Genomic DNA, 20,960 nt, shown 5'->3' with positions numbered 1-20,960 from the left:
TTGTTTGTCCAAAAATGGCCAATCGAACCGGTAAAAGGCGTCGTTTTGTTCGGGCCAATATGGCAATAAGGAGGAGACGAGGTGCTGACAAAGCAACAAATCCGCTACTGTTTGGATGAGATGGCCAAAATGTTTCCAGATGCGCATTGCGAGCTTTTGCACCGCAATCCGTTTGAGCTGCTGATTGCGGTTGTTTTGTCGGCGCAATGCACCGATGCGCTCGTCAACAAGGTGACGAAACGGCTGTTTGAAAAATATCGGACGCCGCACGATTATATTGCGGTGCCGCTTGAGGAGCTCGAGCAAGATATCCGCTCAATCGGCTTATATCGGAACAAAGCGCGAAACATTCAAAAGCTGTGCGCGATGTTGATTGACAAGTACAACGGCGAAGTGCCGCGCGACCGCGATGAGTTGATGAAGTTGCCGGGCGTCGGGCGGAAGACGGCGAACGTCGTTGTGTCCGTTGCGTTCGGCGTGCCGGCCATCGCTGTTGATACACACGTCGAGCGCGTCAGCAAACGGCTTGGCTTTTGCCGCTGGGACGACTCGGTTTTGGAAGTCGAGAAGACGCTGATGAAAATCATTCCAAAAGAAGAATGGTCGATCACCCACCACCGAATGATTTTTTTTGGCCGCTACCATTGCAAGGCGCAGTCTCCGCAATGTCCGTCATGTCCTCTTCTTCATTTATGCCGTGAAGGAAAAAAACGGATGCGAAAACGGGAGGAAAAAGCGGCAAATCAGAAGTGAACGGAACCGCGAAAGGGCTTGGTGAAGAAGGGCCAGCAGCATGCCGGTCGGTCATGAAAAAACGGATGGCGCAAAAGCCATCCGTTTTTTGGGAATGCAGCTGTTATGGACGGGTGCCAAGACCCGCTCCGGATCCGTTTTTTAACGGCGGGGAGACAGGCGGCGTTCCGCTGTTTGCACCTGTTCCGCCGTTCGTTCCGTTCGTTTGGCCGCTGTTGTTCGTTCCTTGGTTGTTTGTTCCATCCGTTTGGCCATTGTTTTGGTTGGCCCCGCCGCTGTTGCCATTTTCTTGTCCGCCGCTTGCGCCGCCGTTTTGTTCATTGTTGTTTCCCTGACCGTTTTCGTTTCCGTTATTCCCGCTGTTGCCTTGATCGGTGCCGCCGTTTTGCCCGCCGCTGCCTTGGCTGTCATCCCCCGGTTGTTGTGGCGCGGGAGTTTGATCTTCTCCGCCGGGGACATGAACGCTGGCTATGGCCGGTTTGCTCATTCGTTCGCCGTCTTTTGCGTACACGGCGATTGTGTACGTCCATCCTGGCGTCGGATTGGAAATCGTGATCGAACGGTCTTTTGTGGTGATCGTATTCGTTTGACCTTGGCCATCTTTGACGCGCACCTCGAAGATCGTCTCATCGGTTTGCTCATCGTATGACCACGAAACCGAGATGGCGTTCGCCGCTTGGTCGTACACAGCGGTCAACCCTTTCACCGCCGGCAGTTCTTCCGGCGCGTCGTTCGCCGTCTCCGTCGGCTCAGTGCCGCGCACGAACAATTCATACGTAATTTCGCTTTCCGGCGTGTATTTGCCGGCAAGTTTCGGCGGATTTGTGCCTTTTTTGATCGGCAGTCTGACGACGCTCTCCGGCTGCTTGAAGCTTCCGCTGCCGTCATCGATATGGGACATTAAGTTTTTCAACAAGTATTTCGGGATTTTTTGTTCCTCTATACTAAGCTTTGCCGTGCTGCTTCGCTTGCTGAAGCCGACCCAAATGGCCGCCGTATAGTTTGGCGTATAGCCGACAATCCAGCTGTCCGGCACATCGTCCCGGTCAAGGCCGAATTTTGCTCCATCTTTCCCATAGTTCGTCGTCCCTGTTTTGCCTGCGAGCTCAAGTCCTGGAACATTGGCCAATTGACCTGTTCCGGAGCGGATGACAGACTTCAGCACGTCCGTGATCATGTAGGCGGTATAGTCGTGCATCACTCGTTTTGGTTTGGGTTGCAAATCCATTTCCGTGCCGTCCGGGAAGACGATTTTTGTCACGGCATATGGCTTCGTATAGACGCCGTTATTACCAAAAGCAGTGTACGCTCCAGCCATTTGCAGCACCGATACGTAGCGGGATACTCCGCCGATAGCGTAAGGCTCATATACTTCATCAAAGCCCATGCCGAGTCGGTTAGCGAACTCCATCGCCCGCTCTTTGCCGACGGCTTGATAGGTTTTGAGCGCCGGAATGTTGTATGACCACGTGAGAGCTTTGCGCAATGTCACCGGCCCAGCGTATTTTCCGCCGGCGTTGCGGATCGGCGTGCCGTCCGAATACGTATACGGCTCGTCAACAAGAATGTGCGCTGTTGACCATTTTAAATATTCAATCGCCGGGCCATAGTCCAAAATCGGCTTGATCGTTGAACCGGGCTGGCCGACCGGTTGGATTGCGTAGTTGAAGCCGAATTCGATATTGTCGCGATGGCGACCGCCGCCTAACGCGCGAATGGCGCCTGTTTTGGTGTCGACGACGGCGATGCCGGATTGCAAATCCTTCTTATTGGTAAAGTATTTGTCAGAGTTTAATAGCTTTTCTACGTATGTTTGAACGTTTTGATCGAGCGTTGTATAAATTTTCAGCCCATCTTCAAAGACGTTGACGTTCGCTTTGTCGGTCACTTCTTTGATTACTTCGTCAATGAAGGCGTCATATGGTACATCATTTTGCGATTTTTTCCGTTTTGTCAGCATCGATTGAATCGGGACTTGTTTCGCTTTTTCCGCTTCTTCCTGGCTGATAAAGCCATGTTTCACCATAAGCGACAATACCGTATCGCGCCGTTTTTTTGCCGCCTCTGGATGGTCATACGGATTATACCGGTTTGGACTTTGCGGCATGCCGGCAAGCAAGGCTGCTTCCGGAAGAGTGAGCTCTTTCAAGTCCGTCTTGCCAAAATAATATTCGGCGGCGCGAGCGACGCCATAAATGCCGTCTGAATAATAAATTTTGTTCAAGTACATTTCCAAAATTTCATGCTTCGAATATTTTTGTTCCAGCTGCAGTGCCAGCCAAGCTTCTTGCGCTTTCCGTTCCAGCGTTTTTTTGGATGAGAGAAACGTCATTTTGACGACTTGCTGGGTGATCGTGCTGCCGCCTTCTGCACCAAATCCTTCCTTGATGTTGGCGAGGACGGCGCCGGCCAAGCGGACGATGTCGATCCCGTGGTGTTCATAAAAGCGGGCGTCCTCTGTTGCCAAGACGGCATCTTCAAGCACTTTCGGCACGTCTTTATACGAAATGTACGTTCGCTTGTAGCCGCCAAGCTCCGCTACTTGTTTTCCATTCATATCGTACAAGACGGAAGAAAGCGGATCTTTAATTTTGGCCTCATCCAGCGGAGGAGCGTCCTTAACGAAATAGGCGAAAGTGGCAATACCCCCGATGGCGCCAAGGACCATCATCAGCAATATCGCAATGGCGATGGTTTTTAACCACGATCTTCCTCGTTTCGTTTTCGCTTTCTTCTGTTTCGTTTGTTTCGCTGCCTGCTTTCGTTCTACGCGAGAACGATATTCACCAGACATAAGCAAATCCTGCCTTTCTTACAAGTTTTCACTTCAACGGGTGAAGTACACGTTGTCTACTACACTAATATAATCAATTCTCGGCTGGTAGCCAAGCGGAATGGAATGTCCATGCCGTTCGATCTCTTGTTTCGGAATCGACTTTCGTCCGCCGGCTTCCTGTTTGTTCCACCAAGCGATCAAATGAGAGGCGTCAAGCAAATACGTTTCATTGAGCAAAGAAAAACGCAAAATCGCAAAACAAATGCCGCCGTGGGCGACGACTTGCTCCATATGGCGGATTTGATGAGCGTGGAAATTTTTCAGCGGAAACGCCGTTTTGTTTTTTGTCTCTTTCGCCTCAAAGTCGATGTACTTGCCGCGGTACACACCGTTGTAGTCGGTCGTCGACGCTTGCCGGAAGTAGGCTTCGGTAATGACGGCGGCGCTCCGTTTCGGATAGTCGACGCGCACGATTTGCACCGGGGTCGGCTTTTTATGGATGACAGCGATGCCGCGTTCCCGGTAATATTCATTCGTCGCGTTTAAGTCGTCTTCGAGCGTCATACCGCGATTGGCATAATCGGCCGCCGGCCGGCGCGCGGCGTTCGGCTTGTTTCCGCGATACTCTTTTCCGCTCGGGTATTTGAGTGCCATCGCGTTCATCTCCTTTGAATGGTTTTTATTATACCATACGCTCCGGTCATATGCGCTCTTTTTCTTTTCCTCCTTTCGACTGAAGGCAAGCGAAGGAGGTCAATGTCGAATGGCGGCTGCTTGCCACTTTCTTTGCCGAATTCGTTCTACTTTTGTCGCCGCAGCAGGAGTCGTCCTTCCCGCCGCGAATGGAATATCATCATGCGAGAAATGGGGGAGAGGGAATGGAAAAACGGCTCGTGAAAAAAGAGGAGATCGAAAAGCAGCTGCAGGAAATTGTTGCACTCATCGAGCAGGTCGATGCGAAAATGGAAAAAGTGATCGCCGATGTCATCGAAGAGCGTTATACGCAAAATCAAGCACAGCTCGGGCGGCTTGAAGGGCAGATCGCCGGCGTGGAACAGCGGCTTGAGAAGGAGAAGCAGCGTGCTGCACTTCCGCTTTCGTCGAAACTGTATTTGGTGTGAGCCGGTCGGTATGGTATCATCAAACAGAAGCGCATCGCGGCAAAACGCATCCGTTCTCCGGGCCATAGGGCACATGGGCAAACCGGATTTGCCGGCATGGATAAGGAGGAGGCGCCATGGAAAAAGAGCTTAAGGCGTTGACGAAGCGGCTGCAACAATACAACGAACAGTTGCTTTTGATCGCCCGGCGCGCCCGCGAGCGGAACGAGGAGCCGGATTTTTTTGGCGACGTGAAACCGATGGCCGAAGAGGTGCAGGCCGTTGCCGAACGGTGGAAGGACGCCGCTTCCCGCTGGGTCCGCCATGCGCGGCCGAAATATGTCCATGAGCGGCAAATTGAAGCCGCCGCCGACCATATGGCGAAGCTGTGCGTTGAGGCATTTTATCCATCCGTTCCTGAGCGCCGCATCAAGCAATACAGCCAGGCCGTCGCTTATACGCTGGCGCTTGTCAAGGAACGGCTTGACGACACGAGCGAAGCAGGCAAGGAGAGGCTTTGACGGGGCAGGAGAAAGCGGCCGCACGGAAAAAGGGGCTGACCCAAAACGCGAGTGCGTTTTGGATCAGCCCCCTTTTTTGTTTTATGTGTCTTTGCCTGTTGTGATCGAGACAGGGCCGCCTTCTGCAGTAGCGACGGTGTTGATCTCGTATTCGACCCGCTCCGTATGCTTGGGCGGCGCTGGTTTTCCATGTTTCGGCTTTTCATGGTCATGGCCTTTCAATTTATGGTTAAAGTGGACGCCTCGACCCATCGCCAATCCCCCCTTGCACGACAATTCCTCTTGCCTCTTTAGGGTGGGAAGAAACATCGTTTTTTATGCGTCTTGAGGAACAGGGGCAAAAAAAAGAAGGGAAAAGCTCCCTCATCGTCCTACAGCCCAGCGTATTCCCCTGCTTCATCCGGCTGAGAGGCGCCGGCTTTTTCGAGCTCACGCACGAGATCGCGGTACTCGGCGAGCGAAATTTCCCCGCGCAAATACAGACGGCGGGCAAAATCAAGCAGTTCGTTCGCCTCAGCCGGTTCGCAATGTTTGACCGCCATAAACTTATGCTTTAACTCCGTCACGTTCATTGATGCTTTTCCCCCTTCCCCCTTTTTTACATCGTACCATAAAAATAGGAAGAAAGAATGATTTCGGAAAATTAAAACTTCCGACAAGAGATGACATGTCCGTACACGCCATCGGGCGCCGTCACATATACTAGTGGCAGCCCACCTCTTCGGCCTGGAAGGTTGGTGGCTCATCAGCATGAATGTTGTTCGTTTGCGTGCGAAACAGCGCACGGCCGCATCTTGCCTGTACGAGCCGCTTTCTAGGCAAGGGGGAATGGACACCAACAATGGGGGAGAAGGAATATGCATCGTTACTCGCGCCCGGTTTTACCACCGCCCACGTATGGTCCGTATGGCTTAGGCAGCCATTATCATCCTTACTTCCACTATGGAGGTTCATCTTTTCCATCGGCGCCGGGGCACTGGCCCTTTTTTCCGTCCACCCATGCCGCCCCGCCTCCCCATCCGGCGTCATACCCAAAGCCGGGGCCGCTTTTGCCGCCGCCGCGCCCGTCGTTTCTCGCCCAGTTTAAAAACAGCGACGGAACGTACGATATCAACAAAATGATGAGTACCGTGGGGCAAATGATCAATACGGTCAATCAAGTGAATGGCGTGTTGAAAGGATTGCTCGGTACGTTTAAAAAATGAAACCGCGTCATGGCACGACGGTCGAGCGCGCTTGAAAAAGGGAAACCGCTCCGCCGTTTGCACGGGGAGCGGTTTTCACGTTGTCAAATGAGCAACTCATACACTTCATTGAGCTGATACACGCGCTCATAATCGCGCTCATCCATCGCATAGCGGATTTCATGGGGCAAAATGCGGTCCAAAAAGGCGCTTTCTTCTTGCGTCAAGTCGCGGACAAATTCCCCTTCGCCTCGGTATGGTTTGCTGATCAGTTTTTTGTAAATGCGTTTTGGGGTGTCGCCGTGGTGATCCAAATAGTTGGACAGCACTTCGCGCAAGTAAGCGAGTGTTTGTTCCATCATCGTCCGCCCCCTTCAAAAAAAGAGACAAACTCTTTGCTTGTGTTTGTGCGGCCTTGGACGTACGGATTTTCTTCCGTCACGCGGTCCGGGTCGAGGTTTGTTTTGATGACAAGCATCGGCTCATCCGACGGCTCGTTGATCAGTCGGTCGTTCAATTGTTTGAAATCGGGCAGTTTCGCCATTCGTTTTGCACCTCCTATCAGTAGCGTAGCTTGTCAGCCGAGAAAGTATGTATGCATCGTTTTGGCCGCGGCAAGGCAAGCAAATGGCAAACAATAAGGGGGTGATGGCGGTGACAGACTGCAACGACAACTGGAAGCGGAAAAACAAATACACGAACAACCGTGAGGAAATCGCCAATGAATGGGTAATCAAAAAAGGAACGCCGGAAGAGGGCGAACGTTCTGGAAATTCACTCCATAAACAATAGAAGATGGACAAGAAACAAGCCGCTTCCCATGCAGGGAACGGCTTGTTTCACGCCCAAGCGCGGCGCTGGCCGTTGCCAAAATGGTTTTTGAACGCATACACAGGCTGGATCGTCTTCAATCGATATCGATATATTTCCGTTTTTGCGGCAGCTGGATGGTGAGCGTCCCATTTTGAAACGAGGCTTTCACCTCATGCTCAGCGACCGGATACGGAAACGGAATCAGCCGCGCCACGCGCCGCCGTGCGTGGCGGCGTTCGTATACATGGCCGTGATGATCTGCCGATTCAATGGTTTCATTGTGATCGACGATCAGCTGCAGCCCATCTTCCTGCCATTGCAAGCTGATTTGTTCCCTTTTGATGTCAGGCAGCCGGACAATGATTTGGTAATCGTGCTTCGTCTCTTTCACCTCGATCGGAATGTACGCGGCAGCAAACGTTTGTGCGAAATAGTCATCGAGCGTTTCAAACAGTTTTTGCAGCGGCCGTTCATCAAACCATTGATTCATCATTTTCCGCAAATGATGGAACGGGTGATGGCCTCCCCCATTGGCTGGTGGTTGAAACGATTCATTCATTGCGCTTCCCTCCCTTTTTTCAAAACAGCGAAATGACTCTGTCGGGACGCTGCCGATTGGCAAGGCGATTCACTGTCAATGTATGTACGGAGCGAAAAAAAAGCTACTCCGTACTTTTTTAGGGAGTTTTCATCTTGTTTTAACCCAGATGGAATATAATGACACCACCATCCATGAGATGCACATCAATAACGCTGTCGGTTGCCCGGCGGCGGGAGGAGGGATGGCGCGATGCATTGGGTTCATTGGTTGGTGACATTGTTTTTTTCTGGAACAGCCGTGTCGCTTCTTTCCTATCAAGCGTTGGAAATCGTTCAAGCCATTGTCGATTGGATCGTTGACCGCCACTCGTAAACAGCTGCCTGCGCCGCTTTTGGCCGATTCATTTTTGAGGGCGTCTCGAACAGGCGCCCCATTCCTTTTTTGACTGCTGGCTGTCCGTTGGCGGTGGACGATTTGTTGTGTATAGTGAAAGATGTATAAAATGAAAGCAAACAGCCGCAATGGAGGAGGAGCAGCTGATGAACGGACGTATTTTATTGATTGAAGATGAAGCCGGGCTCGCCCGGTTTTTGGAGCTTGACTTAAAGCACGAAGGCTTTGACGTGCATGTATGCGCCGATGGACGCGAAGGGCTCGAGCTCGCTCTTTCGGAGCAGTGGGATCTCATTTTGCTTGATGTGATGCTGCCGCGTTTAAATGGCATGGAAGTATGCCGCCGCATCCGGGCGGCGAAATCGACGCCGATCATGATGATCACAGCGCGCGACAGCGTGTTTGACCGCGTCATGGGGCTCGATAACGGGGCCGATGACTACATCGTCAAACCGTTTGCCATTGAAGAGCTGCTCGCCCGCATCCGCGCCTTGTTCCGCCGCGTTCATCCGGAAGCGAACGCCCAAGTGTTGACGTTTAAAGATTTAGTCGTTGACGTGCAGGCGCGCACAGTGAAAAAAGGAGACGAATTTATTGAGCTGACGAAGCGCGAATACGATTTGCTCGTCGCCTTTATGCAAAACATCAATGTCGTCTTGACGCGTGATGCGCTCCTTGACAAAGTGTGGGGGTTCGACGCCGAGGTTGAGACGAACGTCGTTGACGTCTACGTTCGCTATTTGCGGCAAAAGCTTGACGAACACGATAAAGAGCGGTATATCCAAACGGTGCGCGGCACGGGATATGTGATGCGGCCATGAAGAGGGAGGCGATTCGCCGGCTTTCGCTGAAAGGGAAGCTGACCGTTTTGTCGGCCGGGGCGATTTTCATTACGTATTTTGTGTTTACGTTTTTGCAATATCATATGGTCAAACAATGGCTGCTGAAGGAAGAAGAAAAAACGATGGAACAAACGGTGGCGGAAATTGAAACATATTACGCGGAAAAACGTAATCTATCATGGGAAGGGATTCGCCGCAGCCGCGCGTTTTTGGAAAAGCTGAATGAACGCTACCAGCTCATTCGCGTTACGGATGAGAAAGGAAACGTCATCGTCTCCGTTTCAAATGGGGCGGCGGTGTCGCTATCGCCAAGCGAGATGCCCGACAAGCGGAAGATGGATGAGCATTTCATCAACAATGAACGGTTTTTGCTGCTCCGTCAGCCGCTGCATATCGGCAACTTGCATGGAACGATCGAGATCGCCCGTCGGCTGGCGAGGTTCCAGCAAGTGACCAACACACTCTTTCTCATCATGACGGCGATCGGCTTTTTGGCCATGGCGGCAAGCGCTGTCGCCGGCCGGTTCGTGGCGCAAAGCTTCGTCCGGCCGTTGCAAACGCTGGCCAAAACGATGGCGGACATTCAAAACAACGGGCTGAAACGGCGCATTGATGTGCCTCCGGCGCGCGATGAAATCGCGGAACTGATGGTGATGTTCAACGGCATGATGGATGAAATTGAGCGGTCGTTCGCCATGCAGCGGCAATTTGTCGAGGATGCGTCCCATGAACTGCGCACACCGCTCGCCATTTTGCAAGGCCATCTTTCGTTGCTGCAACGATGGGGAAAGCACAATCCAGAGATTTTAGAAGAATCGCTCGAGGCGGCGGTGAAAGAAGCGGAGCGGCTGAAGCGGCTCGTTCTCGAGCTTCTTGACTTGTCGCGCGCCGAGGCGATCACGGTGCCGGATGAGGTCGCGCCGATGGATGCCGCGGCGGCTGTCGGACAAGTCGTCAAAAATTTCCGCGTCTTGCACCCGGATTTCCAATTTCTGATTGACCAGCCGGATAAGCCGATTGCGCGCGCGGCGATGGCGAAACATCATTTTGAACAATTGCTGTTCATTTTGCTTGACAATGCGGTAAAATATTCTCAGCGAGTGAAACAAATCGCGATTTCCTTGCGCGAGGAAGGGCCGTTTGTCATCGTGTCCATCCGTGATTATGGCATCGGCATTCCGAAAGAAGAGCTGAAAAACGTTTTTTTGCGCTTTTACCGCGTCGACAAGGCGCGCAGCCGCGAACAAGGCGGCGCCGGGCTCGGCCTTTCGATCGCCAAGGAGATCATCGATAAGTACGGCGGGCAAATTGCGTTGGAAAGCGAAGTTGGGAAAGGAACGACGGTGGAGCTCGCCATTCCGAAAGCGGAATAGGAGAGGAGCGTGAGGCAATGGGACATCCCCATGAGGAAGAGGCGGCAAGCAAAAAAGTGATTCATCACCTCGTTGAAAAATTCCGCAAGCGCGGGGTGAAAATCGCGACATGCAAACCGCGGACGATGATGTCGCTTGAATGCTTAGATGAGATCGACAAAATGAGAGGATGAATCGAAGAAAAGAAAATGGAAGCGAAACAGCGCATCATTCCGGCCATTAAAACGATGAAGCAATTTGACGCCTTTTTGTCAAGCGGTTACACGGTCGGCGTGTTGCTTGAGGTGCATATTGCCCAGTTAAAAAGCATCTTTGCCTATGCGCGCCGGCATGGCAAGGAGTTGCTCATTCACGTCGACTTGGTGCAAGGGCTGAGCCATGATGAACATGCGGCGGAATACCTTTGCCAAGAGTTCCGCCCGCATGGCCTCATTTCCACGAAAGCGGGCGTCATTATGAAGGCGCGGCAAAAACGAGTCTTGGCCGTGCAACGCATCTTTTTGCTCGATTCTCATGCGTTGGAGAAAAGCTATCAGCTGATCGCCAAAACGAATCCGGACTGCATCGAAGTCATCCCGGGCGCCATGCCGCACATCATCCGCGAAGTGAAAGAACGGACGGGAAAACCGATTTACGCCGGCGGCCTCATCCGCACGGTCGACGATGTCGAGCGGGCGCTGGAAGCCGGCGCGGCATCGGTGACGACGTCAAATGAAACGCTTTGGCGCCATTATGACCGACCCCGCGGTGAGGAAGCCGGTGGAAGTCGTTGAAGCGTCGAGCTAGCCAAACGGGCGACGATCTGTTATAATGGAATCAACAAGTTAATTATCAGTCAGGAGACATGGAGAGACCATGCACACATGGTAGGCGAAGGCTTATCGTGTTTGCACTGGTCTCTTTTTGTCTTTTTTACAAAGGAGGAGTTTGACATGGCGTTCTCAAGCAAACAGCGGAGCGATGTTCTTCAAGCGATGAGCGAAAAACAATATGATCTTCTCGTCATCGGCGGGGGGATCACCGGCTCTGGCATCGCCCTTGATGCCATCTCGCGCGGCATGACGGTCGCGCTTGTCGAGATGCAAGATTTCGCCGCCGGCACGTCAAGCCGGTCGACGAAGCTTGTTCACGGCGGCTTGCGCTACTTAAAGCAGTTCGAGGTGAAGCTTGTCGCGGAAGTCGGGCGCGAACGGGCGATTGTGTATGAAAACGGCCCGCACGTCACCACACCGGAGTGGATGCTGCTGCCCATTTATCGCGGCGGGACGTTTGGCAAATGGAGCACGTCGGTCGGCCTTTGGCTGTATGACCGGCTGGCTGGCGTCAAGCCAAGCGAGCGGCGCACGATGCTTGATGCCCGGCAGACGTTGGAAAAAGAGCCGCTCTTAAAGCGCGATGGCCTCCTTGGCGGCGGCTATTACGTCGAGTATCGGACCGACGATGCCCGCCTGACGATGGAAGTGATCAAAAAAGCGGTCGAGCTTGGCGCCGACGCCGTCAACTACGTAAAAGCCGAACAGTTTTTGTACGACGAGCGCGGCCGCGCGATCGGCGCCCGCTGCCGCGACCTGATCGGCGGACGAGTGTATGACATCCGCGCCAAAAAAGTCGTCAATGCCGCCGGACCGTGGGTTGATGCGCTGCGCGACAAAGACGGTTCGAAAACCGGCAAACGCCTCCAACTGACCAAAGGCGTCCATATCGTCATCGATCAAAAGCGTTTTCCGCTCAAGCAGGCAGTCTATTTTGACACCCCGGACGGCCGGATGGTGTTTGCCATTCCGCGGGATGGGAAAACGTATGTCGGCACGACCGATACATTTTATGACGATGACCCGGCTCATCCGGCCATGACCGAAGAAGACCGTGATTACTTATTGCAGGCGATTCACTACATGTTCCCGTCCGTCGGCATCACCGCTGATGATGTCGAGTCGAGCTGGGCTGGCGTCCGTCCGCTCATTTATGAAGAAGGGAAAGACCCGTCGGAAATTTCCCGCAAAGACGAGATTTGGACATCGCCATCCGGCCTCATCACGATCGCTGGCGGCAAACTGACCGGCTACCGGAAAATGGCGGAAACGGTCGTTGACCTCGTCGCCAAACAATTGGAAAAAGAAGAGGGAAACACGTTCCGCCCGTGCCAAACGAAACAGCTGCCAATTTCCGGGGGCGATGTCGGCGGCTCGCACCGGCTGCCGGTCTTCATCGCCGAAAAGGCGAAGGAAGCGGCGCGCTATGGGCTGACAGAAGAACAAGGGGCGCGGCTGGCAAAACAGTACGGCACAAATGTCGACCGCCTCTTTGCCTTAAGCAACGAGTACGACCGCTCGTCCGGCTTAACGCGCGAAACGTTCGTCCGCCTCGTCTACGCCATCGAGGAAGAAATGGCGGTCAAACCAGTCGACTACTTCATCCGCCGCACCGGAGCGCTGTTGTTTGATATTGATTCGGTCCGGCGTGAGAAAGAGGCGGTTGTTGCGTTTATGGCGCGGTATTTTGGGTGGACCGAGGAAGAGCGGGACATGTATGGGAAGGAACTCGATCAGGAACTGCGGCGTGCCGTGTTGGCGGAGGAAGGAGAGGAGTGAATGATCCTTTGAAGGAAATGATGAGCGCCTGAATCCAGGGCGCTTTTTTGATGGATTTTTTCGTAAAAATTAAGTAAAATTTAAACAAAAACAAAGCGGGGGAAGAGAATGTCAGTTGCATACAATCCGCAAACGAAGCAGTTTCATTTGCGGGCGGGCAAGGCAAGCTACGTGATGCAGCTTTTCCGCTCCGGCTATTTGGCGCATGTTTATTGGGGAAAAGCGGTGCGCGATGTTCGGGGGGCGCGGGCATTTCCGCGGCTGGACCGCGCGTTTTCCCCCAATCCCGACCCGTCTGACCGCACGTTTTCGCTCGATACGCTGCCGCAAGAATATCCAGCTACGGCGGCGACGAGCTGATGTATGCCGGAGTGGCCTTGCCGCACCGCTTGGGCGATTTTATCAGCATGATGTGGCGATTGAAAGCCGTTCGATGATAGGGGGAATGATGCGGCCTGAGCGGATGCATCAGCGCGAAACAAACGAATCGAACCCGGCATGTTAGATGCCGGGTTCAAACTGTTTGAGCTTCTCGATGATGCGCCGCTTCCGATAAAGCATCTTCCCGGTTTCGGCGATGTCTTCCATAAACGATTTGTTAAACAGCGAACCGAAAATGACGCCGATGATCGGCACGGCTTGAAACAGCTTTTTCCATCCGTACTGGTCGCGGAACGTCATCATCACTTCCCGCCATCCTTGCAGTTCGGAAAAGACGCGCCCGCGTTCATGGGAGAACGACGAAAGTTCGTCCAAAATCGCTTTTTTCCCGACGATGTCCGCCGCGGCAAACTGCAGGCATTTGACGACAAACACGCGCTCCTCTTTTTCCTTCGGGTCATATCCGTACACGATGGCGATCTCTTGCAGCGTTTTCAGCGCTAAGCCGAGAAGCGCCGGAATGTCCACCGCCAGCGTCAGCGCCCCGCCCATTCCAGTCGCCGCCCCTTGCAGCTGGGCGAACGTGACGCGCGCATCGATCAACTCGTCGCAGACGCGGTCCATCGTCGCAAGCGGCAAGTGCGGCACCTCGGCCAACGACGATACGCCAAGCTTGTCCAATACCTTTCCTTCATTCACCAAGTATTGCCCGCCGCTTTGAATATAGCTGCCCAGCTCATCAAGCAGCTGCCCTAGTTTTCGATGGACGACTTTTGGCGTCAGCTTATCGAGCACTTGAAACGGCAAGCGGCCGAGCTTTTCCCAAAACCATAGGTCTTTTTGGGAGTGTTCCCAGTGGGTGATGGTTTGGAGTTCTTGTTTCAACATCTGTCGCGTTTCCATCTCCGCTCCGCCTCCTTCCTATATTTATTAAGGTGAATAAATGCTCAAACGATTATACGTATTAAAAAAGATTTTGTTTCGCTGTTGATTTTTAGTAAATTATTAACTAGAATATTTACTATAAAGACTTGAAGGAGGCCCTCTCATGATCCCCATCTTAAAACAGCAATTTATCGAACTTTTCGGCGGAATAGGTGAAGACATCCGCGTCTTTTTCGCCCCCGGCCGCGTCAATTTGATCGGTGAGCATACGGATTACAACGGCGGGCATGTGCTGCCGTGCGCGCTTGCGATCGGCACGTATGCGCTTGTTCGGCAGACGAAAGAGCCATTTGTCCGCCTTTACTCCCAAAACTTCCCGGAAACGGGAGTGATCACTGTCTCTTACGATGACTTGTCATACCGGAGCGAGCACGGCTGGGCGAACTACCCGAAAGGGATCTTGGCTGCGTTTCAAGCGCTTGGCCCGCTTGAGACCGGATTGGATATTTTGTATTACGGCACGATCCCGAACGGCGCCGGGCTGTCGTCATCGGCGTCGATTGAGCTTGTGACCGCGGTGATGCTCAACGAACTGTTCAGGCGCGGGCTTGATCAGCTGGAGCTTGTGAAAATGAGCCAAAACGTAGAAAATAAATACGTTGGGGTCAATTGCGGCATTATGGATCAGTTTGCCGTCGGCATGGGGAAACAAGATTGCGCCATTCTATTAAACTGCCAGACGCTCGAGTACCGCTATTTGCCATTGGTGCTTGACGATTGTGCGATCGTCATCGCGAACACAAACAAAAAGCGCGGCCTGGCGGACTCGGCGTACAACGAGCGGCGGGCGACGTGTGAGGCGGCGCTTGCGAAGCTGCAAAGCGTGCGGAACATCGCCTCGCTCGGCGAGCTGACAAACGCAGAGCTGGCCCGTTATGAACATCTTCTTTCCCCGCTTGAACGAAAGCGGGCCCGCCATGCGGTGACGGAAAACGAGCGGACGCTTGAAGCCGCCCAGGCGCTTGAGCAGGGAGACCTCGTCCGCTTTGGCGAGTTGATGAAACAGTCGCATTTGTCGCTGCGCAATGATTACGAAGTGACAGGCGTTGAACTCGACACGCTCGTTGAAGCGGCATGGTCGCACGAAGGAACGGTCGGGGCGCGCATGACTGGAGCCGGATTCGGCGGCTGCACGGTGAACATTGTGAAAAAGGCATGCGTTCAAGATTTCATTGAACGGGTCGGAAACGCGTATGCCGAAAAAATCGGTTATGAAGCAAGCTTTTATGTCGTTGACGTTGGTGACGGGGCGAGAGAACTCACGGAACTGGAGGAGATGAGCCGATGATTTTGGTTTGCGGAGGGGCAGGGTATATCGGCAGCCATGCGGTGTACCGTCTGCTTGAAAAAGGGGAGCGCGTGGTCGTGGTGGATAACTTGCAGACGGGGCACAAAGAAGCGGTTCACCGTGATGCGGTGTTTTGCCAAGGCGATATTCGCGACCGCGAGTTTTTGCGCACGGTGTTTCGCCGGCACGACATTGAGGCGGTCATTCATTTTGCGGCGAACTCATTGGTCGGCGAAAGCATGGAAGAGCCGCTGAAGTATTACGACAACAACGTGTACGGGACACAAGTGCTGCTTGAAGTGATGAAGGAATTTGGCGTCAAGCAAATCGTCTTTTCTTCAACCGCCGCCGTGTATGGGGAGCCGAAACAAATCCCGATCATCGAAACCGATCCGACCGAACCGACAAACGCGTACGGAGAAACAAAGCTGGCGATGGAAAAAATGATGAAATGGGCGGACCGCGCCTATGGCATCCGCTCGATTTCGCTCCGCTACTTTAATGTCGCCGGGGCGTACGGCACGACAATCGGTGAGGACCACAACCCGGAGACGCATCTGATTCCATTGATTTTAAAAGTGCCGCTTGGCCAGCGCGAGGAAATTTCCATTTTCGGCGATGACTACGACACGCCCGACGGCACGTGCATCCGCGACTACATTCATGTGCTTGATCTCGTCGATGCCCACGTGTTGGCGCTTGAAAAACTGCGGAATGGAGCGTCCAGTGACGTGTACAATCTCGGCAACGGCAACGGCTTCAGCGTCAAAGAAGTGATCGAAGCGGCGCGGCAAGTGACCGGACACCCGATCCCCGCTCGCGTCGTGGCGCGGCGGCCGGGCGACCCGGCGCGGCTTGTCGCTTCATCGGAAAAAGCGAAGCGCGAGCTCGGCTGGGAGCCGAAATACTTGTCCATTACGGATATCGTCGCCTCGGCGTGGGAGTGGCACAAAGCGCGGCCAAACGGCTATCGGGGTGTGTGAGCGATGGAACGAATTTGGACGGCGATTGAACAACTGATCCGTTATGCCGAGCAACGCGGCCTTTTAGCGCCGGAAGATGTGGTGTACGCGCGCAACCGCCTGCTGGCAACGCTCCGACTCACGGAATGGCAGCCGGCCGAGGTCAAGGACGTTCCCTTGGCCTCGCCGGCCCCGGTATTGGACGCTATGATTGATTGGGCGTATGAACAAGGATTGTTGGAAACGAATACAACGACCGAGCGCGATATATGGGATGCGAGACTGATGGACTGCGTCATGCCGCGGCCGTCGGAAGTGATCCGCGCCTTTTACGAGCGGTACCGCCGCAGCCCGCAGGAGGCGACGGACTGGTTTTATTCGTTGAGCCAAGCGTCCAATTACATTCAAACGGCGCGCATCGCCAACAATCAGCACTGGAAAGTGTCAACCATCTATGGAGAATTGGATATCACCATTAACTTGGCGAAGCCGGAAAAAGACCCGAAGGAAATCGCCAAATTAAAAGAGATGCCGTCATCCTCGTATCCAAAATGTGTATTATGCAAAGAAAACGAAGGGTATGAAGGAACGTGGCGTCATCCCGCCCGTTCCAATCACCGTGTCATCCCGATCACGTTATTGGATGAACAGTGGTATTTCCAATATTCTCCCTACGTGTACTATCATGAACATTGCATCGTCTTTTCCGCCGAACATGTGCCGATGAAAATGGAGCGGAAGACGCTTGAGCGCTTGCTCGATTTCGTCGAAAAGTTCCCGCACTATTTCATTGGCTCGAACGCCGACTTGCCGATTGTCGGCGGCTCGATTTTAGTGCATGACCATTTCCAAGGAGGGCGTTATCCGTTTGCGATGGAAAAGGCGGAGATCGAAGAGTGTATCCCGCTGCCATCGTTTCCGTCGGTCACAGCCGGCATTGTGCGCTGGCCGATGTCCGTCATCCGTTTGACTGGACCAAAAGAGGACGTGTTGGATGCGGCTGCCTTTTTGTATGAAACATGGCGGACGTACAGCGACCCAAGCGTCGAGATTATGGCCTATAGCGGCGATGTTCCGCACAACACGATCACCCCGATCGCCCGGCGGCGCGGCGATTTGTTTGAGTTGGATATCGTGTTGCGCAACAACCGGACGTCAGCGGAACATCCGTACGGCATTTTCCATCCGCATGAAGAATTGCATCATATTAAAAAAGAAAATATCGGCTTGATCGAAGTGATGGGGCTGGCGGTGCTGCCGGCACGGCTTGCCGTGGAACTGGAGACGCTGGCCGATTATCTCGTGCATCGGACAAAGAAAGAAGACTGGGACGAGTCGATGCATAAACATTGGGATTGGTGCGAAGCCATTCACTCGGCCTATCCGGACATCACGAAGGACAACGTCCATGACATTTTGCGGCACGAAGTCGGACAACGGTTTGTGACCGTGTTGGAACATGCCGGGGTGTTTAAACGGGACCAAAACGGGAAAGAGGCGTTTCGCCGCTTTCTGCAGCACGCGGTGGAGCGCATGTCGTCTCTTGTTTAAATGCGGCGAAAAAACGCGTTTCATATGAAACAGAAAGGGGGCGCGAACAGACGATGGCTACGTTAAAAGAAATCGCGGAAAAAGTCGGCGTTTCGGTCGCGACGGTGTCGCGCGTGCTTAATTACGATACGACGCTGTCCGTCTCTGATGAAACGAGAAAACGCATTTTTGAAGTCGCCCAAGAGCTGAACTACAAAACATTGCGGGAGCGAAGCCAGCAAGCGCGCGAATCGTTTCGCTTCGGGCTCATTCACTGGTATTCGGAACGCCAGGAAATCGATGACCCGTATTATATGGCGATTCGCCTCGGGGTGGAAAAAGAATGTTTTGACCGCGGCATAGAACTGGTCAAACTGTTTAAGCAAAATGGCGTTTATCCGACCGAACGGATGGAAGGGCTTGACGGCGTCATCGCCGTCGGAAAGTTCGGCTCCAAAGAAGTCAGCACCTTTGCTTCGAGTGCGAAGCAGATCGTATTTGTCGACTGCTCGCCTGATGAGCGGCGGTTCGACTCGGTTGTCATTGACCTGCGCCAGGCGACGATCGCCGTGCTAGACTATTTGCTTGAAATGGGGCATACGGAAATCGGATACATCGGCGGCCGCGAATATGTCGACGAAGGGACGCCAATCCGTGATGAGCGCGAGGCGGCGTTTTACGAATATTTGTATGTCAAAGGGCTGTATGATTCCCGCTATGTATGGATCGGTGCCTTCACTGCTGAAGATGGCTATCGGCTGATGAAAGAGGCTGTTTCAGGCGGCGACTTGCCGACGGCGTTTTTCATCGCCAGCGACTCGATGGCGATCGGCGCCCTGCGTGCGCTGCATGAAGCCGGGATCGCCGTGCCCGAGGATATAGCGGTTGTCGGATTCAATGATTTGCCGATGGCTGCGTTTCTCCACCCGCCTCTGTCAACTGTAAAAGTGTACACGGAGTTTATGGGCGAAACGTCTGTTGAGCTGCTTGTTGAGCGGTTGACGACGAAGCGGGTGATATGCAAGAAAGTGGTTGTGCCGACAGATCTTGTGATCCGCGCAAGCAGTGGGGCCAATCGAAAAGGGGCCGGGTCAAAAGAGCGATAATGCTTCTATCTGAGGCGCCATGGAAAAAGAGACCACCACGAAAAACCCGATAAAACCAAGGGGTTCAGAGGTGGTCTCTTTCACATACTTTAGTTCCATTTCAGTGAGCGACCCGCCACCTACGCTTCGCTTAGAGGCGGGGGCTTCAAGCGACTTGGGCGTGTTTGCCGAACGGTAAGCCACACACCTATTCGTTGGCTAACGCCAACCGACATTCATCTCCCACTTTCACTTCGTTTCGAAATGGAAGACTTCTTTCGAAAAAATGTTAAAAAGGGGCTTTTGAGTCAGCCGCTTTTTGTCATTAATGAAACTCGATGTCGACCCGTTTTTTCGTTCCGGCAGTTGTTTTCGGGATATGAATGTCCAACACACCGTTTTTGTACGTCGCGCGAATGTTGTCCGCCGCCGCATCGGCCGGCAGGGTGATCGACCGTTGGAAGCGGCCGAAGAAGCGTTCGCGCCGGTGCATTTGTTCTTCTTTGACATCGTGATGGCGTTGAATCGTGCCGCTGATCGTCAACACGTTATTGTGCACATCAATGTGCACATCTTCTTTTCGCTCGAGCCCCGGCAAATCGCACGAAACGACGTACTCGTTTTCCGTTTCATGCATGTCCATGCGCGGCATCCAGTGCTGATCGTCCATGTGGCCAAACAATGATGGAAAATCGCTTGTGAAAAAGCGGTTCATATCCCGGCGGATCGCTTCCAAATGACGGAACGGGTCATACGGAATTAACGCCATAACTGCCATCCTCCTTAACAAGAAATGTTTTTCCACTCAGTAGTGTGAACCGGATTCGTCTGTTTTATGTATGATTGGTTTGTAATTGTTCCATCACCGTCAAATACGCTTGAATCAGCGCGATTTTCACGTCATTGGGCAAGTCGGAGGCGGCCACCCGCTTAACGGCGTAATAAAACTTCACTTCGGACGATTGCCGCACGCGCGGATGCGTCCATTCATCGCGCAACTCTTGCCTTATCGTTTCATACAAAAGAGTTTGGCTTTCTTGTTCATCAAGCGGTCCGGCCGCCAGCGATCGATTCGGCCAAAGGCGGCGGTAGGCGTCAAGCAAAACGGAAAATGAATGATTCATCGCATCCATTCCTCCTTCGTTGATGCTCGTTTTTTATCTTATTACACATTTTCATTATAGTTGATGTGAGCAGCCATTACAGGGGGGAGTCTGCAACATTGCGGATGGAAATTCCAGTTGACATAGAAAGTCAGGCGTAATATAATCAAAATCGCCGTTTCACGACAGCGCGATGCCAAGAGGCAAATGGCAACGAAACAATCAAAAAATGTGGTTGACAAACAGCGGATGATAAGTATAATAAAATATTGCCGCAACGTAATAAACGGATAAACGCGGCAGAAACAAAGCAGAGAAAACAATGCTTGACATTTTGAAAGATTTGTTTATATAATAATAGTTGTCGTTAAGTTATAAGTTACAAAAGCAGTTGCTTGTTCCTTGAAAACTGAACGAAACGAAGCGCGACGAAAAGCGGAGGTCCGCGGGTCGCCGCGATGGGCAAATGTTCTTCGCCTGCAAGGGTGCTTGCACCCGGAAGGCGAAGGTTATTTGACCCCGAGCGGCGGCGGACCGAAGCTGGACAATACGAAAAGCGGAGGTCCGCATGGGCCGAAGCAAAAGCCAATCAACTTTCTTTGGAGAGTTTGATCCTGGCTCAGGACGAACGCTGGCGGCGTGCCTAATACATGCAAGTCGAGCGGACCGAACGAGGGCTTGCTCTTGTTTGGTCAGCGGCGGACGGGTGAGTAACACGTGGGCAACCTGCCCGCAAGACCGGGATAACTCCGGGAAACCGGAGCTAATACCGGATAACA

At 53.0% G+C, this 20,960-nt stretch carries 25 protein-coding genes, 1 rRNA gene and 1 pseudogene; 17 read left to right on the top strand and 10 right to left on the bottom strand.

Features of this window, described 5'->3' with window-relative positions:
- Positions 1-81 precede the first annotated feature (81 nt).
- Positions 82-753, top strand: a complete 672-nt coding sequence (gene nth, locus DI44_RS06140) for an endonuclease III (protein WP_014196182.1) — start codon at positions 82-84, stop codon at positions 751-753.
- Positions 754-856: 103 nt separating this feature from the next.
- On the opposite strand, the gene DI44_RS06145 is transcribed toward nth, so the two are convergent.
- Together DI44_RS06145 and recU are read right to left on the bottom strand one after the other, a co-directional pair.
- On the bottom strand, positions 857-3,547 hold the full coding sequence (locus tag DI44_RS06145) for a penicillin-binding protein 1A (protein ID WP_033025733.1): 2,691 nt from the start codon (positions 3,545-3,547) through the stop codon (positions 857-859).
- 33 nt (positions 3,548-3,580) lie between these two features.
- Positions 3,581-4,183: a Holliday junction resolvase RecU gene (gene recU / locus DI44_RS06150; RefSeq protein WP_011231652.1), complete on the bottom strand. Its 603-nt coding sequence runs from the start codon at positions 4,181-4,183 to the stop codon at positions 3,581-3,583.
- 224 nt (positions 4,184-4,407) lie between these two features.
- On the opposite strand from recU, the gene DI44_RS06155 reads away from it, so the two are divergent.
- A complete protein-coding gene (locus DI44_RS06155) occupies positions 4,408-4,650 on the top strand; it encodes a hypothetical protein (RefSeq protein WP_014196179.1) in 243 nt (80 codons plus the stop codon).
- Positions 4,651-4,766: 116 nt separating this feature from the next.
- A complete protein-coding gene (locus DI44_RS06160; protein ID WP_013144929.1) occupies positions 4,767-5,150 on the top strand; it encodes a YppE family protein in 384 nt (127 codons plus the stop codon).
- Between the two features lie 81 nt (positions 5,151-5,231).
- On the opposite strand, the gene DI44_RS19220 is transcribed toward DI44_RS06160, so the two are convergent.
- Together DI44_RS19220 and DI44_RS06165 are read right to left on the bottom strand one after the other, a co-directional pair.
- Positions 5,232-5,402: a hypothetical protein gene (locus DI44_RS19220; RefSeq protein WP_013144930.1), complete on the bottom strand. Its 171-nt coding sequence runs from the start codon at positions 5,400-5,402 to the stop codon at positions 5,232-5,234.
- A gap of 119 nt (positions 5,403-5,521) precedes the next feature.
- Positions 5,522-5,722 (bottom strand): YppF family protein, encoded by a 201-nt coding sequence (locus DI44_RS06165; protein WP_011231648.1) that lies wholly within the window; start codon positions 5,720-5,722, stop codon positions 5,522-5,524.
- A gap of 285 nt (positions 5,723-6,007) precedes the next feature.
- On the opposite strand from DI44_RS06165, the gene DI44_RS06170 reads away from it, so the two are divergent.
- Entirely contained in the window at positions 6,008-6,355 is a 348-nt protein-coding gene (locus tag DI44_RS06170) for a YppG family protein (protein ID WP_011231647.1), read from the top strand.
- Positions 6,356-6,438: 83 nt separating this feature from the next.
- On the opposite strand, the gene DI44_RS06175 is transcribed toward DI44_RS06170, so the two are convergent.
- Together DI44_RS06175 and DI44_RS06180 are read right to left on the bottom strand one after the other, a co-directional pair.
- The gene (locus tag DI44_RS06175) at positions 6,439-6,693 is read right to left on the bottom strand and encodes a sigma-G-dependent sporulation-specific acid-soluble spore protein CsgA (RefSeq protein ID WP_011231646.1); all 255 of its coding nucleotides are present in this window, start codon (positions 6,691-6,693) and stop codon (positions 6,439-6,441) included.
- Positions 6,693-6,878, bottom strand: a complete 186-nt coding sequence (locus DI44_RS06180; RefSeq protein WP_011231645.1) for a hypothetical protein — start codon at positions 6,876-6,878, stop codon at positions 6,693-6,695. The genes DI44_RS06175 and DI44_RS06180 overlap by 1 nt, the downstream gene beginning before the upstream one ends.
- Before the next feature lie 110 nt (positions 6,879-6,988).
- On the opposite strand from DI44_RS06180, the gene DI44_RS19215 reads away from it, so the two are divergent.
- Positions 6,989-7,126, top strand: coding sequence for a hypothetical protein (locus tag DI44_RS19215; protein WP_013524108.1), 138 nt, complete (start codon positions 6,989-6,991; stop codon positions 7,124-7,126).
- A gap of 115 nt (positions 7,127-7,241) precedes the next feature.
- Here the strand turns inward: DI44_RS19215 and DI44_RS06185 are convergent, their stop codons facing one another.
- On the bottom strand, positions 7,242-7,706 hold the full coding sequence (locus DI44_RS06185) for an Hsp20 family protein (RefSeq protein WP_011231644.1): 465 nt from the start codon (positions 7,704-7,706) through the stop codon (positions 7,242-7,244).
- 231 nt (positions 7,707-7,937) lie between these two features.
- Here DI44_RS06185 and DI44_RS19665 point away from each other — a divergent pair, with 231 nt between their 5' ends.
- The 7 genes and pseudogenes from DI44_RS19665 to DI44_RS06210 all read left to right on the top strand — a co-directional run.
- The gene (locus tag DI44_RS19665) at positions 7,938-8,060 is read left to right on the top strand and encodes a hypothetical protein (RefSeq protein WP_013524106.1); all 123 of its coding nucleotides are present in this window, start codon (positions 7,938-7,940) and stop codon (positions 8,058-8,060) included.
- A gap of 167 nt (positions 8,061-8,227) precedes the next feature.
- On the top strand, positions 8,228-8,902 hold the full coding sequence (locus tag DI44_RS06190) for a response regulator transcription factor (protein ID WP_033012343.1): 675 nt from the start codon (positions 8,228-8,230) through the stop codon (positions 8,900-8,902).
- A complete protein-coding gene (locus DI44_RS06195) occupies positions 8,899-10,296 on the top strand; it encodes a HAMP domain-containing histidine kinase (protein WP_011231641.1) in 1,398 nt (465 codons plus the stop codon). Before DI44_RS06190 ends, DI44_RS06195 begins: the two co-directional genes overlap by 4 nt.
- Positions 10,297-10,313: 17 nt before the next feature.
- Positions 10,314-10,469, top strand: coding sequence for a hypothetical protein (locus DI44_RS19210; RefSeq protein WP_198527200.1), 156 nt, complete (start codon positions 10,314-10,316; stop codon positions 10,467-10,469).
- A 15-nt stretch (positions 10,470-10,484) separates the two neighbouring features.
- Positions 10,485-11,069 (top strand): glycerol-3-phosphate responsive antiterminator, encoded by a 585-nt coding sequence (locus tag DI44_RS06200; RefSeq protein WP_033025729.1) that lies wholly within the window; start codon positions 10,485-10,487, stop codon positions 11,067-11,069.
- Positions 11,070-11,228: 159 nt separating this feature from the next.
- On the top strand, positions 11,229-12,887 hold the full coding sequence (locus DI44_RS06205) for an FAD-dependent oxidoreductase (protein WP_033025725.1): 1,659 nt from the start codon (positions 11,229-11,231) through the stop codon (positions 12,885-12,887).
- 108 nt (positions 12,888-12,995) lie between these two features.
- A pseudogene (locus tag DI44_RS06210) lies at positions 12,996-13,229 on the top strand (glycoside hydrolase family 36 N-terminal domain-containing protein); the annotation flags it as partial.
- 159 nt (positions 13,230-13,388) lie between these two features.
- On the opposite strand, the gene DI44_RS06215 reads toward DI44_RS06210, so the two are convergent.
- Positions 13,389-14,171, bottom strand: a complete 783-nt coding sequence (locus DI44_RS06215) for an EcsC family protein (protein WP_033025723.1) — start codon at positions 14,169-14,171, stop codon at positions 13,389-13,391.
- Between the two features lie 145 nt (positions 14,172-14,316).
- Here DI44_RS06215 and DI44_RS06220 point away from each other — a divergent pair, with 145 nt between their 5' ends.
- The 4 genes from DI44_RS06220 to DI44_RS06235 are packed head-to-tail and all read left to right on the top strand — an operon-like array spanning position 14,317 to position 19,099.
- Positions 14,317-15,501, top strand: coding sequence for a galactokinase (locus tag DI44_RS06220; RefSeq protein ID WP_033025721.1), 1,185 nt, complete (start codon positions 14,317-14,319; stop codon positions 15,499-15,501).
- On the top strand, positions 15,498-16,484 hold the full coding sequence (gene galE / locus DI44_RS06225) for a UDP-glucose 4-epimerase GalE (protein ID WP_033025720.1): 987 nt from the start codon (positions 15,498-15,500) through the stop codon (positions 16,482-16,484). Before DI44_RS06220 ends, galE begins: the two co-directional genes overlap by 4 nt.
- Positions 16,485-16,487: 3 nt before the next feature.
- Entirely contained in the window at positions 16,488-18,014 is a 1,527-nt protein-coding gene (gene galT / locus DI44_RS06230) for a UDP-glucose--hexose-1-phosphate uridylyltransferase (protein WP_033025718.1), read from the top strand.
- Between the two features lie 53 nt (positions 18,015-18,067).
- On the top strand, positions 18,068-19,099 hold the full coding sequence (locus DI44_RS06235) for a LacI family DNA-binding transcriptional regulator (protein ID WP_033025717.1): 1,032 nt from the start codon (positions 18,068-18,070) through the stop codon (positions 19,097-19,099).
- A 304-nt stretch (positions 19,100-19,403) separates the two neighbouring features.
- On the opposite strand, the gene DI44_RS06240 is transcribed toward DI44_RS06235, so the two are convergent.
- Entirely contained in the window at positions 19,404-19,847 is a 444-nt protein-coding gene (locus tag DI44_RS06240; RefSeq protein ID WP_033025713.1) for an Hsp20/alpha crystallin family protein, read from the bottom strand.
- Positions 19,848-19,911: 64 nt separating this feature from the next.
- Positions 19,912-20,202 carry a hypothetical protein gene (locus DI44_RS06245; RefSeq protein ID WP_033025712.1) on the bottom strand — a complete coding sequence of 97 codons (291 nt, stop codon included), beginning with the start codon at positions 20,200-20,202 and terminating at the stop codon, positions 19,912-19,914.
- Between the two features lie 575 nt (positions 20,203-20,777).
- Between DI44_RS06245 and DI44_RS06250 the strand changes: the two genes are divergently transcribed.
- Positions 20,778-20,960 (top strand): 16S ribosomal RNA (locus tag DI44_RS06250); the annotation flags it as partial.

This window comes from Geobacillus sp. CAMR5420, assembly GCF_000691465.1.
Taxonomy (GTDB): Bacteria; Bacillota; Bacilli; order Bacillales; family Anoxybacillaceae; genus Geobacillus; species Geobacillus thermoleovorans.
This window is presented reverse-complemented; position numbering and strand designations above follow the sequence as displayed.